General features: G+C 66.8%; 19 protein-coding genes. 11 read left to right on the plus strand and 8 right to left on the minus strand.

Features of this window, described 5'->3' with window-relative positions; genetic code table 11:
• The first annotated feature begins 8 nt into the window (after positions 1–8).
• On the plus strand, positions 9–836 hold the full coding sequence (locus tag ACIA48_RS02665) for a hypothetical protein (protein WP_396728459.1): 828 nt from the start codon (positions 9–11) through the stop codon (positions 834–836).
• A 3-nt stretch (positions 837–839) separates the two neighbouring features.
• Positions 840–1,559 (plus strand): enoyl-CoA hydratase/isomerase family protein, encoded by a 720-nt coding sequence (locus tag ACIA48_RS02670; protein ID WP_396727352.1) that lies wholly within the window; start codon positions 840–842, stop codon positions 1,557–1,559.
• 1 nt (position 1,560) lies between these two features.
• Here the strand turns inward: ACIA48_RS02670 and ACIA48_RS02675 are convergent, their stop codons facing one another.
• The gene (locus tag ACIA48_RS02675) at positions 1,561–2,220 is read right to left on the minus strand and encodes an O-methyltransferase (RefSeq protein WP_396727354.1); all 660 of its coding nucleotides are present in this window, start codon (positions 2,218–2,220) and stop codon (positions 1,561–1,563) included.
• Between the two features lie 70 nt (positions 2,221–2,290).
• Here ACIA48_RS02675 and ACIA48_RS02680 point away from each other — a divergent pair, with 70 nt between their 5' ends.
• From ACIA48_RS02680 to ACIA48_RS02710, 7 genes are all read left to right on the plus strand, one after another.
• On the plus strand, positions 2,291–3,253 hold the full coding sequence (locus ACIA48_RS02680; RefSeq protein ID WP_396727356.1) for a DUF4129 domain-containing protein: 963 nt from the start codon (positions 2,291–2,293) through the stop codon (positions 3,251–3,253).
• Positions 3,250–3,735: a hypothetical protein gene (locus ACIA48_RS02685; RefSeq protein WP_396727358.1), complete on the plus strand. Its 486-nt coding sequence runs from the start codon at positions 3,250–3,252 to the stop codon at positions 3,733–3,735. The genes ACIA48_RS02680 and ACIA48_RS02685 overlap by 4 nt, the downstream gene beginning before the upstream one ends.
• A complete protein-coding gene (locus tag ACIA48_RS02690) occupies positions 3,732–4,694 on the plus strand; it encodes an AAA family ATPase (RefSeq protein WP_396727360.1) in 963 nt (320 codons plus the stop codon). The genes ACIA48_RS02685 and ACIA48_RS02690 overlap by 4 nt, the downstream gene beginning before the upstream one ends.
• Positions 4,695–4,700: 6 nt before the next feature.
• Positions 4,701–5,960 (plus strand): DUF58 domain-containing protein, encoded by a 1,260-nt coding sequence (locus ACIA48_RS02695; protein ID WP_396727362.1) that lies wholly within the window; start codon positions 4,701–4,703, stop codon positions 5,958–5,960.
• Positions 5,957–6,376, plus strand: coding sequence for a hypothetical protein (locus ACIA48_RS02700; RefSeq protein ID WP_396727364.1), 420 nt, complete (start codon positions 5,957–5,959; stop codon positions 6,374–6,376). The genes ACIA48_RS02695 and ACIA48_RS02700 overlap by 4 nt, the downstream gene beginning before the upstream one ends.
• Before the next feature lie 78 nt (positions 6,377–6,454).
• On the plus strand, positions 6,455–7,756 hold the full coding sequence (locus ACIA48_RS02705; protein WP_396727366.1) for an MFS transporter: 1,302 nt from the start codon (positions 6,455–6,457) through the stop codon (positions 7,754–7,756).
• A 4-nt stretch (positions 7,757–7,760) separates the two neighbouring features.
• A complete protein-coding gene (locus ACIA48_RS02710; protein WP_396727368.1) occupies positions 7,761–8,405 on the plus strand; it encodes a TetR/AcrR family transcriptional regulator in 645 nt (214 codons plus the stop codon).
• Positions 8,406–8,435: 30 nt separating this feature from the next.
• On the opposite strand, the gene ACIA48_RS02715 is transcribed toward ACIA48_RS02710, so the two are convergent.
• Complete coding sequence (locus ACIA48_RS02715) at positions 8,436–8,702, minus strand: hypothetical protein (RefSeq protein WP_396727370.1); 267 nt, start codon at positions 8,700–8,702, stop codon at positions 8,436–8,438.
• A gap of 62 nt (positions 8,703–8,764) precedes the next feature.
• A complete protein-coding gene (locus ACIA48_RS02720) occupies positions 8,765–9,025 on the minus strand; it encodes a hypothetical protein (RefSeq protein ID WP_396727372.1) in 261 nt (86 codons plus the stop codon).
• A gap of 171 nt (positions 9,026–9,196) precedes the next feature.
• On the opposite strand from ACIA48_RS02720, the gene ACIA48_RS02725 reads away from it, so the two are divergent.
• The gene (locus tag ACIA48_RS02725; RefSeq protein WP_396727374.1) at positions 9,197–9,493 is read left to right on the plus strand and encodes a hypothetical protein; all 297 of its coding nucleotides are present in this window, start codon (positions 9,197–9,199) and stop codon (positions 9,491–9,493) included.
• Here ACIA48_RS02725 and ACIA48_RS02730 read toward each other — a convergent pair.
• Positions 9,490–9,834 carry an aminopeptidase gene (locus ACIA48_RS02730; protein WP_396727376.1) on the minus strand — a complete coding sequence of 115 codons (345 nt, stop codon included), beginning with the start codon at positions 9,832–9,834 and terminating at the stop codon, positions 9,490–9,492. The two genes, ACIA48_RS02725 and ACIA48_RS02730, sit on opposite strands and share 4 nt — an antisense overlap.
• Positions 9,835–9,971: 137 nt before the next feature.
• Between ACIA48_RS02730 and ACIA48_RS02735 the strand changes: the two genes are divergently transcribed.
• The gene (locus ACIA48_RS02735) at positions 9,972–10,865 is read left to right on the plus strand and encodes a DMT family transporter (RefSeq protein WP_396727377.1); all 894 of its coding nucleotides are present in this window, start codon (positions 9,972–9,974) and stop codon (positions 10,863–10,865) included.
• Here the strand turns inward: ACIA48_RS02735 and ACIA48_RS02740 are convergent.
• From ACIA48_RS02740 to ACIA48_RS02755, 4 genes are read right to left on the minus strand one after another with little or no spacing between them, the layout of a single operon-like run.
• Positions 10,843–13,107 carry a SpoIIE family protein phosphatase gene (locus ACIA48_RS02740; RefSeq protein ID WP_396727379.1) on the minus strand — a complete coding sequence of 755 codons (2,265 nt, stop codon included), beginning with the start codon at positions 13,105–13,107 and terminating at the stop codon, positions 10,843–10,845. The two genes, ACIA48_RS02735 and ACIA48_RS02740, sit on opposite strands and share 23 nt — an antisense overlap.
• Positions 13,104–13,727 carry a SpoIIE family protein phosphatase gene (locus tag ACIA48_RS02745; RefSeq protein ID WP_396727381.1) on the minus strand — a complete coding sequence of 208 codons (624 nt, stop codon included), beginning with the start codon at positions 13,725–13,727 and terminating at the stop codon, positions 13,104–13,106. Before ACIA48_RS02745 ends, ACIA48_RS02740 begins: the two co-directional genes overlap by 4 nt.
• Positions 13,720–14,130, minus strand: a complete 411-nt coding sequence (locus ACIA48_RS02750; protein WP_396727383.1) for an anti-sigma regulatory factor — start codon at positions 14,128–14,130, stop codon at positions 13,720–13,722. Before ACIA48_RS02750 ends, ACIA48_RS02745 begins: the two co-directional genes overlap by 8 nt.
• Positions 14,120–14,509, minus strand: a complete 390-nt coding sequence (locus ACIA48_RS02755) for an STAS domain-containing protein (protein ID WP_396727385.1) — start codon at positions 14,507–14,509, stop codon at positions 14,120–14,122. Before ACIA48_RS02755 ends, ACIA48_RS02750 begins: the two co-directional genes overlap by 11 nt.
• Between the last annotated feature and the right edge of the window lie 11 nt (positions 14,510–14,520).

Consider the following 14,520-nt stretch of genomic DNA (forward strand, 5'->3'; position numbering starts at 1 on the left):
AGGACGATATGGCCGACGGTGATCTCGCAGACCTGGACGCTTTGTATGCCGCGAAGCTCGGTGACTTCACGCCGCTGCGTACGAAGCTCGCCGCCGAGGCCAAGAAGCGCGGCGACGCCGAAGCCGCCAAACAGATCGCGGCAGCGCGCAAGCCCACCAGCGCGGCGCACGTCGTCAACGTGCTCGTGCTCAACGACCCTGCTGCCAGAGGGCGCCTCACCGATCTCGGGGAGCGGCTGCGGGCCGCCCACGCCGACATGGACGGCAGCGTCATCCGCGAGCTGACCGCCGAGCAGCGCCGCCTCATCGACGAACTGACGCGACAGGCTTTCACCGAGACTGAGCTCAACGCGACCCCCGCGCTGCGCGACGATGTCACCGCCACCCTGCAGGCGGCGATAGCCGACCCAGAGGTCGCCGCCCGCCTCGGCCGCCTGACCAAGGCGGAACAATGGTCAGGTTTCGGTGAGTTCGGCGACACCGCAATCGTTTTCAAGCCGACCCGCAAGAAGGAACCCGAACCCGAGCCGACGCCTCCGAAGAAGCAACCCGACACCCGGGATGACGAGAAGCAACGCGAGCAGCAGCAGGCACGCGCCGAACTGGCCGCCGCCGAGCGTGCCAAGGCCGAGGCCGACGATGCACTCGACGAACTGCAGTCCGACCTCGCGACCGCCCGGTTGCGCCGCGACGACGTACGCAGGCGCCTCGAGGATGCCGAAAGTGCTCTCACCGCAGCCCAAGACGCCTACGAGCAGGCGAAGCAGGCCAGCCGTGACGCGGCGGCCATCGTCAAGGAAGCGAAGGCGCGCCTGAAGTCACCACGGAGGAGGTAGCCGATGGATGCGGAGGTCATCGATGGGGTGTCGATCCTGCGGTTGAATCGTCCGCCGGTCAATGCGTTGGACCTCGACCTCGTCGAGGACGCGGTGACGACGCTGCGCAGCGTCGAGGGGCCCGTCGTGATCACGGGGACAGGCCGGTGCTTCTCGGCCGGTGTCGACCTCCGCGCCGTCGTCGACGGTGGGCGTGAGTACACACAGCGATTTCTCGATGCGATGCCTACCGCGTTCCTCGCCGTCTTCGACCATCCCGGGCCCGTGGTGGCGGCGATCAACGGACACGCAATCGCCGGTGGCTGCGTCGTCGCCATGGCCGCGGATGTGCGGTTGATGTCCGGCGGCACAATCGGTCTCACCGAGGTTGCGGTTGGTGTGCCTTTCCCGGCGGCGGCCCTGGAGATCTGTCGTTACGCGATGGGCACGTCGGCGTCGAACGCCATGCTCGGTGCGCAGACCGTCGACGCGACGACCGCTTTGCAGCGCGGATGGGTCGATGCGGTGGTGCCGGCGGACGAACTGTTGTCCGAGGCGATCGCGACCGCCCGTGCGCTCGGCGCGCACTCGCCCTTCGCCTACGCAGCGACCAAGGACCAATTGCACCGGCCCACCCGCACAGCCATCGACGCTGCGGCGGCCATCGATCCGCGGGTGCGCGAAGGCTGGATGTCGGACGAGACCTTCGCGCGCATCTCGGACTACCTCGCCGGACTCAAGTGAGTCAGGCGCGGCAGCTGATCTCCATACTGTCGGCGTCCCGCGCTGGGAAGTTCACGCTGACGTAGCCGTTCGACGGCTCGCGCACATATTCCAGGTACGGCGCCAGCTCGGCCATCGAAGTGTTGTCGGCGACGACGAGGGCGCCCGGCGACAGCCGCGGTTCGAGGAGCTCGAGCACGGGCACGTACAGCTCCTTCCAGCCGTCGAGCAACACGAAATCCACGGATCCGTCCAGCTTCTCGAGGGTGGCCACTGCGTCGCCCTCCAGCACGTCGATGAGGTCGTCGAGGCCGACCTCGGCGAACGTCTTCTTTGCGACCGTCACCTTCGCCGCGCTGAGTTCGGTGGTGACGACGCGGCCCCTGCCGTTGTCGCGTACCGCCGATGCGAGGTGGATCGCCGAAATTCCGAGGGACATCCCGAACTCGACGACGGTCGCGGGCCGGGCCGCGCGCACCAACGCATACAGAAGCCGGCCCGCGTCCCGGGTGACAGGAAGATAGAAGTCGCTGAACGCGTCCGCCCGCTCCTGGGCAGTGGCCGAATCCAGCCGGGGGAACTGGGTGCTGCCGTCGCGCATCGCGGCGAACTGGGCTGCCGACTCGGCGAACATGCGATCGAGGGCCGCCGCGACTTTCGGATCCTGAAGTGTGGTCGTCACACCCTCGAACCTATCCATCCGATCTGAGCGGTTCCTGAGCAGCCGCGTGCCAGGATGAGGACGAGGGGCCATGACCGGTATCGACAGGTCGACACAGCGCGTGATCGCGGTGATCGCGCTCATGATCGTTGCCGCCGTGGCGCTGCGCGGCTACATCCCCGGCGGCGGTGAGCCGATCACCGAGCGTGAACGCCCGCCGAGCAATCCGGTCGCGCTGATCGTGGTGATCGTGATGGTGTGCGCGGCGGTGGCGATCATCGGGTTCGCGATCATCGCCCGGCTGCGCGACCGCACCCCGAGCCCCGCCGCGCAAGGTGACTTGCCACGGGCGTTACGCACAAGAGGCCGGCCGAGCCTGCGGTTCACCCTCATCGTGCTCGGCCTGGTCGTCGGCTGGCTGCTGCTCGTGCTGTTGCTGACGCGGTTCGGCAGCCCGCCTGAGCCCGCATCCGACGCGCCGACGGCACCGGAGACCAGCTCGCAGACGCCGGACACCACGAGGACGGCGCCCGCCGAAGAAGACGACCCCGAGCCGGAGAACAACGTGATCGGCTACCTGATCCCGCCGATGCTGATCTTGATGGTTCTGGTGGTCGTGGGGACGGCGGTCGTGTCGAAGCGGCAACGAAGTGCCGCCGTGCAATACCTCGGTGACGACGACGTCCCCGTCGCCGCGACGCCGACGGCGGGGGCTTCCCTCGTCCGCGCGGCAGAAGTCGGGCTTGCCGAGATCGGCGATCTCAGCAGAGAACCGCGCGAGGCGATCATCGCCTGCTATACCGCGATGGAACGCGAACTGACCCGCGTGCCGGGCGCGGTTCCGCAGGACTGCGACACTCCGTCCGAGGTGCTGGCCCGCGCCGTCGACAGCGGTGCCCTGCGGGCGGACAGCGCGACTGAGCTGGTCGAGCTGTTCGAGGAGGCGCGGTTCTCCCCGCATGTGATGACCGAAGAGCATCGCGATGCGGCTGTCCGCGTGCTGGAACGCGTCCTCGCCGAACTCCCCGACAGCGCAGCGAGGAGTACGACGTGAAAAAGATTGTCGCAGCGGGAGTTCTGCTGGTCGCCGGCGCCGAGCTGCTGGCGCTGGCGGGACCCGACCGTGGCCTGATTCTCGTCATGTCCGGCCTCGCGGTCGCCTGTGCGCTCCTTGGCCTGCGCTGGTACCTGGTGCGGGAATCAGCTCTCGATGACGAGGAGCAATGCACCGACGACGCCGCAGAATCGTTGCGCCGCTGGCGCTCTCGCACCGAGACGTTGATCAGCCAGTCGGAGGCCACCCGCAGGGACTGGGATCGGCACCTGCGACCGACGCTGGCCCGCCAGTTCGAGATGGCGACCGGGCAGAAGCGGTCCAAAAACCTCGCGGCCTACAACGCCACCGGAAACATGCTGTTCGGCGCGGAGCTGTGGGCGTGGGTCGATCCGGAGAACGTGTCGCGCACTGGCGTCGACGAACCGGGGCCCGGACGAACGGCATTGGACGAAATTCTGCAACGGCTGGAGCGGGTGTGACGGAACACGCGGGCTCGACTACCACGGCGAACTGCGAGTCGGTTCTCGACGAGATCGGGCGGGTGGTGGTCGGGAAACGCGGCGCACTGACCTTGATCCTCACCACGGTGCTGGCGGGCGGCCACGTCCTCATCGAGGATCTGCCCGGCCTCGGCAAGACGCTGATCGCGCGATCGTTCGCCGCCGCGCTCGGGCTCGATTTCAAGCGAGTGCAGTTCACCCCGGACCTGCTGCCCGCCGACCTGCTGGGCTCGACGGTGTACGACATGCAGTCCGGCCGCTTCGAGTTCCGCTCGGGGCCGATCTTCACGAATCTGCTACTCGCAGACGAGATCAACCGAACCCCGCCCAAGACCCAGGCGGCACTGCTCGAGGCCATGGCCGAGGGGCAGGTCAGCATCGACGGCATCACGCACAAGCTGCCCGCCCCGTTCATCGTGCTGGCCACCGACAACCCCATCGAGTACGAGGGCACCTATCCGCTGCCGGAGGCGCAGCTGGATCGCTTCACGATCCGGCTCGAACTGCGGTACCTCTCCGAGCCGGAGGAGGCGTCGATGCTGCGCCGCCGGATCGACCGAGGTTCCTCCGAGCCGACCGTGCATCAGATCGTCGACGCCCACGAACTGCTGGCCATGCGTGAGTCGGTCGAGCAGGTCACCGTCCACGACGATGTCCTCCGCTATATCGTGTCGCTGGCCGCTGCGACCCGTCAGCACCCGCAGGTCGCCGTCGGAGCGAGTCCCCGGGCGGAGCTCGACCTGGTCCAGCTCGCCCGCGCGCGGGCCCTGCTGCTCGGCCGCGACTACGTGATCCCCGAGGACGTCAAATCGCTTGCTGTGCCGTCGATCGCGCACCGGATCAGCCTCCGACCGGAGATGTGGGTACGCCGAGTGCACGGCAGCGATGTGGTGGAGGAGCTGCTGCGACGGCTTCCGGTGCCACGGACCAACGGGTGACGGCCCGTGATAGAGAGCCGCTCGACTGAAGCCCAGTTGCGTTGGCGTCCATCATCGCTCACGCTCGCGATCCTCACGTGCGTCGCGGTCCTGCTCGCCGCGGCGGTCGTCGGCTCGCTCTGGCAGCTGGTGGCGTTCGCGGCGCCGCTGCTCGGCGTGGTCTGCTCGGTCGGTTGGCAGCGTCCTGTTCCGAAGGTCGTCGTGCATGCCGATCCCGGTGCGCACCGCTGCTTCGAATCAGAGACCGCTCAAGTGCAGGTATGGGCGACCGCCACGCCGGAGACCGACTACGACGTGCTTGACCTCACTGTCGAAGTTGTACCCGGCATGCGAATCGAGAAGTTGGAGAACGAGTCTCGCGGAAAACGTACGATCGTCGCGGACCGGTGGGGCCGGTACCCGATTCAGGGACGGGTCACAGTGCGGGCGCGGGGCGGGCTGATGAGGGGCATCGGTGTCGTTGATGCCGCCGACATCTATGTGTTCCCGATGGCGCCGCCGCAGTCGACGGCGATTCCGCGGACCGACCTGCTCGACCGGCTCGGTACCCACCTCACCCGACATATCGGGCCCGGCGTCGAGTACGCCGACGTTCGCCGGTACGTGCCCGGGGATCAACTGCGCACCGTCAACTGGCCGGTGAGCGCACGCAGGGGCAGCCTGCACGTCACGCAGCGACTGACTGACCGCGCCGCCGACGTCGTGGTGCTGGTGGACAACTACCCGCAGCCCGCAGGGCCGGCCACCGAAGCCACCGACCGGACCGTGCGGGGCGCGGTCCAGGTTGTGCAGAGCGCGCTGCGCAGCGGCGACCGGGCCGGGGTGGTCGCGCTGGGCGACCGTCGTCCGCGCTGGCTCGGCGCCGATATCGGACGGCGGCAGTTCTATCGGGTGCTGGACGCGGTGCTTGCCGTGGACGGCGGGTTCGATACGACATCGGGCACGCTGGCGCCGCGTGCGGCGGTTCCGCCGGGGGCAATCGTCGTCGCGTTCTCCACCCTGCTCGACACCGAGTTCGCGTTGTCGTTGATCGACCTTCGCAAACGGGGGCACACCGTTGTCGCCGTCGACGTCCTCGAGGGCGCACCGTTCGAAGGCGAATGTGACCCCGTTGTCGCCAGGATGTGGTCGCTGCAGCGGTCGTTCATGTACCGCGATATGAGGACGGTCGGTGTGGACATCGTGGCGTGGCGGGCAGTCGACACACTCGATACGGCCATGCAACTGGTACCCGATCACCGGCGCGCCGTAGGGGGTCGGCGATGAACCGCGCGCTGTCGACGGGCTTCGGCCTGTTGATGGTCGCGGCGGCCGCGCTTGCGGCTGACGACGCAGCCTTGATCGCCGCAGGATTGGCCACGCTTGCGGTGTTGCTGGGCAACGTCTTTCGCCCGGCCGCGACCGTGGCGGTGCTGCTGGCGGCCACCGCGCTGGTGCTCAACGAGTCACCGGCCATGCTCGCCGCGCTGTCCGGACTGTGCGCGGCCTGCTATCTGGTGCTCAGGCACACCGCGGCGATCACCGCGCCGACGGTCATTGGTGCCGTGGGGTTTACGGCGGTGGGCCTGGCGGCGGTGACGCTACCAATAGAGCTTCCGTGGGCCCCGCTGCTGTCGCCGCTGGCGGTGGTTGCACTGGTCGCCCTCGTGACGCGACCGTTCTGGGCGCAGCGTCGGTCCTGAGCGCGCTATCTTTCTTGGGTACGACCTGTGAGTTGGTAAGCGAAATGCTTAGCGGGACGCTTGGATTCGGGAGTTTCAATGCCTTCAGACGTGCGCAAGGCAGTCACCGGTGCGTCGATCGGTAACGCCGTCGAATGGTTCGACTTCGCGATCTACGGATTCCTGGCGACGTTCATCGCCGCGAACTTCTTCCCGGCCGGTGACGAGACCGCCGCCCTGCTCAAGACGTTCGCGATCTTTGCGGCCGCCTTCTTCATGCGACCGCTCGGGGGCTTCGTCTTCGGTCCCCTCGGCGACCGGATCGGTCGCCAGCGGGTGCTCGCAGTGGTGATTCTGCTGATGTCGGGCGCTACCGTCGCGATCGGCCTGCTTCCGACGTACGCCTCGATCGGTGTCGCGGCGCCGCTGCTGTTGTTCGGACTGCGTTGTCTGCAGGGCTTCTCGGCCGGCGGCGAATACGGTGGCGGTGCGGTCTACCTCGCCGAGTTCGCCTCCGCGAAGCACCGCGGGCTGACCATCACGTTCATGGCGTGGTCGGGCGTCGTCGGGTTCCTCATCGGCTCGGTGACGGTGACGCTGCTGCAGGCGCTGCTGCCCACCGAGGCGATGAACAGTTACGGCTGGCGGATTCCATTCCTGATCGCCGGACCGCTCGGCCTCATCGGCCTCTACATCCGACTGCGACTCGATGACACCCCGCAGTTCGCCGAACTCAGCAAGACCGAACAGGTCGCGAAGTCGCCGCTGCGTGAGGCGATGACGACGTCGTGGCGGCCCATCCTGCAGGTGATCGGCCTGTTCATCGTGTTCAACGTCGGCTACTACGTCGTCTTCACGTTCCTGCAGACCTACCTGATCGTGACACTGAAGTTCTCCAAGACCGAGGCGTTCACGTCCATGACGCTGGCGACGTTCGTCGCGCTGGTGCTCATCCTTCCGCTGGCGGCGCTGTCGGACCGCGTCGGACGCAAGCCACTGCTGATCGCCGGGGCAGTGGCCTTTGTGGTCCTGTCCTACCCGCTGTTTCTGCTGCTGAACTCCGGGTCGCTGGCCGCGGCGATCACGGCCCACTGTGTGCTGGCGGCCATCGAGTCGATCTATGTGTCGACGGCCGTGTCAGCCGGCGTCGAGCTGTTCGCCACGAGCGTGCGTTACAGCGGTTTCTCCATCGGATACAACATCTGCGTCGCGGGCTTCGGCGGCACCACGCCGTATGTCGTCACCTGGCTCACCGCACAAACCGGCAACAACACCGCGCCGGCGATATACCTGATCGTCGCGGCGGTCATCTCGTTGGCCACGGTGCTGACGCTGCGGGAGACGGCGGCGCGTCCGCTTCCCCAGACCAGCGACCAGCGCCTCGCGACAGCGTTAGAGTGAGTATGTGCCGCAACAATCAGACCCTCCGACGCGGCCCCGGCTGACTTCGCGAGGCGCCGCGACGCGGAACCGGATCGTCCTAGCGGCAGCGGAACTGATGCATGTTCAGGGCGTTGCGGCGACGACGATCGATGATGTGCTGGCGGCTAGTTCGACCAGTAAATCCCAGTTCTACCAACACTTTGAGGACAAGGGCGGGCTGGTCTACGAGGTCATCACGATACGCGCCGACGAGGTGTTGTCATGGCAGCGGCTGCGCCTGGAAAAGGTGGACTCGTTCCGCGGCCTCTATCAGTGGCGCGACGCGATGGTGCAACGGTGCGCGTTGCGCCGCGGCTTCTGGGGCTGCGAACTCGGTTCTCTCGCTGCAGAATTGTCGGATTCCGATGATAAGGCGAGGGCTTCGTTATCCGAACATTTCACACAGTGGCAGACATTGCTGCGTGCCGCGCTCGAGCGCATGCGCGATAACGGCGTACTGCGTGCAGAAGCCGAAACCCGCGCTCTCGCAACAGGATTACTGGCCGCAGTCGAGGGCGGCTACCTGCTGTCGCAAACCGGCCGCGATCCGCGGCTGATGCAAGCGGCGCTGGACATGGCGTTAGGCCATGTGGCGTCGTTCGCGGTCGCCGCCGAAGTACTGCACTGACGGCGACCGCGAACGTCGAACGATGAAAACCTAGCGGTGGCGACCGGGGGTGGCTTCTGGCGCGGGCGGCGCGATCACCGAGGGTGAGAACGGGTTGGGGTTGCCGGGCTCGAGGCGCGGCGCCTTCTCTGTCGGCTCGACCGGTGCCGGGGAGCTTGTGGTCGTTGTTGTCGTGGTTTCTGTGCTCGTCTCGGGCGCCTCTTCCTCCTTGGCGCACGATGCGGTGAGCACGACCATCGCGGTGACTGCTGCACCACCGGCGATCGCCGTCAGACGCCGTCCCAAAACTGTCTTCATGGTCAAGTCCTATCTGTGGAGTAACTGAACCTTATGGTCCAAATGAGGCATGCGCCCGACGGCTAACTGCCGTGGCGGGGGTGGGTGGCCGTCGGCGCGGGCGGTGCAATCACCGACGGGGAGAACGGGTTGGGGCCGCCTGGCTCGAGGCGCGGCGCCTTCTCCGTCGGCTCGACCGGTGCCGTGGTGGTCGTGGTCGTCGTTGTGGTGGTCTCGGGCGACTTCTCTTCTTCTTTGGCGCACGATGCGGTGAGCACGACCATCGCGGTGACTGCTGCGCCACCGGCGACCGCTGTCAGACGCCGACCGAGAACTGACTTCATGGTTGAGTCCTATCTGTAAGTTGACTGAACTATATCGTCCAAAAAACGTTGAAGTCAACGCTTCGAGCCAGCTCAGCGACTACATAGCGATGGTGATTTAGACGACAACGTCCAGTTGCTCTGAATTGTCGCTCCCTGCCCGGTGAGGGACGTCCCGGCTACTGTGGGGGCATGAAGCTTCGGGTGCTGCCGTACGTCACGGTCGAGGTCGACGATCGCCTGCGGCGCCGGCTGAGGGCCAAGGGTGAACGCCTGCGCCTCACTGTCCGCGCGTACCTGCGCAGTGCTGCCGACGACGTAGACACGGCCAGCGACAAGGTGCGGGGGTTGTGCGACCGGGCGGTGGACCGTGTGGACGCCGCGGTTGCCGGCGTCAACGACAAGATCGCGCCGTCAGAAGCGTCTCCGCGTGACGGACACCCTGCCACCGCTCGCCCGCATCTGGCGGTCGTTCGCGAAGCGGGCTAGACGGTGCGGGTATTGCCCGCGCGTCCTCCGACGAAGAACGCACCGGCGATCACCACGAGCCCGACGATCGCCACCGGAATGGACCACGTGCGCCGCTGCGATACCGCCGACGAACACAGCGCGACGTAATCCGTATGCGGAATCACCTCGTTGAGGATGGGTAGGTTCACGGGATTGTTGTTGTCCGCCTCACGGGCGGCGGAGTCGTCGGCGGCGATGGCATTGCCGCAGCCGATGCTCTGGCCCTCGGGGCCTGCCACCGAGACCGGCATGAGAAGACCGATGAGGCCGACGAGCAACACGACCGCCCCTGCCAGCAAAACCAACCGTCGCAGATTCATGCCCGCATTAATGCCCACTCGACCACTGGCCAAAACTCGATGAAGAACAGGGGGGCGAGGTCGGCGAAGGGGTACCTAGCCCCATATGTTGGTGTTGCCGGATGTCCCGGCCGTGGTCTGAGAGGAGCTGGTCCCCCTTGGTAGGCCATGGGCTGGCGGTCCTGTTCGCTTTCCTCGCGGCGCTCTTCCTCGCCATCGGCATCGTCGTCCGGCAGCGCGCCACCATGGACGTGCCCGAGGAGCAGGGCGTGAGCGCCAAGATGGTGCTGACGTTGATACGCAGACCGCTGTGGTGGGCTGGGACCGGCGCCGCAGTCGCCGGTTTCGCTTTTCAGGCGCTTGCGCTGGCCTACGGCTCGCTGCTGCTGGTCCAGCCCATCCTCGTGTCCGCGTTGTTGTTCGCGCTGCCGCTCAGTGCACGTCTGGCCAATCGACGTGTCACGCGCGGCGAGTGGCTGTGGGCGCTGGTGCTCACAGCCTCGCTCGCGGTGTTCGTGGTGCTGGCCAAGACCAGCGCCGGCGATTACGAAGCATCGGTGCCCCTGACCGCGATCGTCGCCGTGGTGTGCATCGTGGGTGTGTCGGCGTGCGTGCTCGTCGCGATTCGCAACCCGGGCTGGCGACGGGCGGTGCTGTTGGCGGTGGCGGTGGGTGTGCTGTTCGGCGTCGTCGCGATGCTCACCAAGCTGGTGATGCACATGCTCACTCACGACGGCGTGCGTGCCGTCATCCTCACCCCGGCGCCGTATCTGCTGGTGCTCATCGGCGTCATCGCGGTATTGCTGCAACAGTCGGCCTTCCATGCGGGTTCGCTGCAGACCTCGGTACCGACGATGCTGGTGCTGGAACCGCTTATCGCCGTGGTCCTCGGTGCGGTGGTGCTCGGCGAGCACATGACGGTCAACGGATTCAAGGCCGTCGCGATCACCGTGGCCCTTGTCGCGATGGCGGCCGCGACCGTAGCGCTCGGCCGCGAAGAGGGTGCGCTGGAAGCCGAGCTGGAAGCGGCTATCGCGAAGCGGGAGCGCTGACCAGACCCTCGGACTTGGGCAGCCGGAAGGACATCTCCACCGACGTACCGTCGTCCGTGCCGACCACGTCGACCTGATCACAGACGGTGCGGATGAGCAGCAGGCCCCTGCCGCGGGTGCCGGGGTCGGCCGGCGGGGTTTTCCACGAACCGGAGTCGACGACGCTGATGCACACCTGACTGTCGCGCACCTGCGCCTCCACGCGCATGCGTCCCGAATCCTTGCCGCGGTATGCGTGTTCGACGCAGTTCGAGCATGCTTCGTTGACCACGAGGACGATGTCGTCCGCGAGCGGGGACACGATGTTGTTGTCGTGCAGCCACGCGGCCAACCGGTGCCGGATGTCGCTCAACCGCCGGGGCGCCGCGTCGTCATCGACGAGCAAGGCCGAGGGCGGGCATCGGTACACGACGATCGCGACGTCGTCGTCGTAGCCCGCGTCCGGGGCGAGCCTGCGCAGCACCTCGTCGGCCACCGTCTCAACCGGCAGATCGATGGTTTCGGCGACGACGTCGGCGGCGCGGTCGATGTGTTCGTCGATCGGTTGGTCCCGGCGCTCGACCAGCCCATCGGTGTAGAGCAGCAGGGTCGAACCGGCTTTAAGCGGTCGTGAGGCCTGCGGTCGTGGCCCGTCCCGGTGCACCGCGAGCGGCACCGAGTGGCCGTCGGTCAGCAGCTCGGGGCGCTCCGAACCCGCGGAGAACACCGGCGGCACATGTCCCGCGCTGCTGTAGTGCAGGATGTGCAGGTCCAGATCCGCGATCGCGACGAACACCGTGGCGCAGAACGCATCTGGAATGAACTCGGCCACCGAATCAAGCTGTTCCAGCAGTCGGGCAGGTTCGGCGCCGGTGAGCAGCAGAGCCCGTGTCGAGGCGCGCAACTGGCCCATCACCGCCGCGGCAGGTAGACCGCGGCCCACGCAATCGCCCACGATGATGCCGATGCGGTTGTCGCCGACGGGAATTACGTCGTAGAAGTCGCCGCCGATCTCCAGCGGGGGTACCGCGGGCTCGTACCGCACGGCGCAGCCGGCGGGCAGCGTGGTCGCGGGCAACAACGAACGTTGCAGGGTCAGTGAGGTCTCACGCGCGATCTCGAACTGACGGACATGTTGCATGGCCAGGCTGATGTGGCCGAACAACGCCATGACGAGTTGACGGTCCTCATCGCTGACGCGGCGCGGAACGCGATGCTCGAGGCAGACCACAACGTCGCGCGCACCTGACGTCACCGCCACGAATCCGCGCGTCGTTCCCGCGCTGGGTGCGGCTCCCACCGGGGTGACGGTCAGCGGTAGCCAGTCGCGTGCGTCATCAAGTGTGCGACGCCAATCCTCCTCGAGATCAGGCCATTTCGATATGTTCGGCTCACCGGCTGTGTGAACGACGGGATCGCCCTCGCCCTGGGGCCACACGACAGCGATCAGGCGCTGAGCATCGAGCCGCGACCGAGACTGTGTCAGCGCGGCCGACAGCACCTCGTCGACGTCTCTGGCCACGCTCACCGCAGTGGCCAACCGCGCCACCGCCCGTTCGCGCTCGGCGACAACGTGGCTCGCAGTGATATCACGGACGGTGCCGACATAGACGGGGCGATCGATACCCTGTCCCATGACGGAGTTGATGCTGAGCGCCACCCACCGCGCGGACCCATCGCGGTGCCGGATCGCCGTCTCGGTGGTGATTATGCCGCCATCCCTAAGTGCCGAAAACTGCGCGCTGGGACCGGAATCGCCTGTTCTCCACGGGTACGGCGGATGGTAGGGCAGCTCGTGTTCGCCGTACCCGGTGATGGCGGCGAACGCATCGTTGATCTCGACGACGGCCCCGGTGTGATCGGCGACGAAGAACCCTTCCTGCAGCGAGTTCACCAGCGCATCGCGAAACTCGTCGCGGTCGGCGAGGTCCTCGGCGCGAGCGCGTTGCTGTTCGTAACGCCGTGTGCCGTCCAGGAATCCGCGGGTCGCCACGTCGAGCGCCGCCAGTGTCTGCAGCAGGAACTGCAGGGGAGCGTCGGGATCGATCGGCATGTCCTGCTTGATCTCCACGACGAGCCGTGCGTGATTCTCGATGATGTCGAGCATGCTCATGCGCTCGCTCAGCGCGCGACGGCCGAGTTCGTGTCCGACCGCCAGGCTGGCCTCGGCGCCGGACCGCACGTATTCAGTGAGCGCGGCGGCGTACTGCGCGTAGAAGTCCCCGCCGGCAATTGAACCAGGGCCGTCCGGATGGTCGGTCATGACGTGCCTCGATGACGCGCCGTCAGCACCAGCGCGTCGTCGGTATCACGGCCGTATCGACTCACGAGCTTCTCAGCGATTGTCGTTGCGGGCGCGGCGAAGTCGATGTCGTCGAGATGCTGTTCGGCGATACCGTCGCTGGATATGACCAGCAGATCGCCGGGGGTGATCGGCACCTGATTGGTGGAAAGGGTCTGCGGCATCCGGTAGCCGACGATGCCGCCGGCCAGCAGTGCAGACGAACGCACCTCGAGTCCGGTCGGGTGTTTGGCGACGAGATCGGCCGCGACGTTGCCGATGCCAATCCAGCTCAGAGCGCTGGTTTCAAAGTCCACCCGGACTAAAGTCATTGCGACGCCTCGGGTTTGCGTAAGCGCCTGATGGCATCGCTGCATCAACACGTCCAGCGGTTCGGAGCGCCGCTGTTGGACGGTTTCCGCAGCCAGCTGCGCGGCCGTCGCGGCAGGCTCGCCGTGACCGAGGCCGTCGATCACGCCGAACAGTGCGGCGCCATCGCCCACCTCGAGCGCGATCGGATGGTCGCCGCACACAACTTCGCCCGGTCGCGGCCGGCGCACCGCGGCCCACTCGATAGGCCCGAACCTCCCGTGCCTAAACATTGTCCGGTATCCACTTCCACATTTCGATGACGGTGCCGCTGCCCAGTTCCGACTCGATGTGTAGTCGATCCATCAGCCTGCGTGCACCGGGCAGTCCGAGCCCGAGGCCCCGTCCGGTGGAGTATCCGTCGTCGAGTGCGCGGTCCACGTCGGCGATACCGGGACCGTCGTCTTCGGCCCGCACTACCAGCGCTTGTCTGCCGTCACGGAGTTGGACCCCGACGCGCACCTCGCCGCGGCCGGCGTAACTGGTTATGTTGCGGGCGATTTCGGAGATCGCAGTCGCGATCATGGTGACATCCGTCAGCGAGAAACCGAGCTGGCGGGCAAGTTCGTGCCCGGCTTGGCGCGCGGTGACGATGTCGTCGGGCTTGTTGATGTCGACCACGAAGTCAGTCGGCACCGTCGCGTCCGATCGCTGGCTTCCGGTCGTCGAGTTTCCGGTTCAAAAGGGCCAAACCCTCTTCCAGGTCAAGCGCGGTGTGCATGTCGTCGAACGCCAGTCCCAGCTGGACCATGGCGAACGCGACTTCGGGCTGCAGGCCCACGATCACCGTGTCCGCGCCGCGCAGCCGCGTCATGTGCGCGATGGTTCGAAGTGACCGCGCCGCAAAGGAATCCATGACGTCGATCGCAGTCACGTCGACGATGATGCCGTGTGCGCGGTACCGACTGACACGCTCCATCAGGTCGTGACGGAGCTGCTCGGTGTCGGAGTCCGAGAGCGCGGCCTGCACCGACGCGATGAGGATCGTGCCCTGTTTGAGGATCGGGACTGCCATGGAGAACCTAC

The organism is Mycobacterium sp. NPDC051804 (genome assembly GCF_044452905.1).
Lineage (GTDB): Bacteria > Actinomycetota > Actinomycetes > Mycobacteriales > Mycobacteriaceae > Mycobacterium.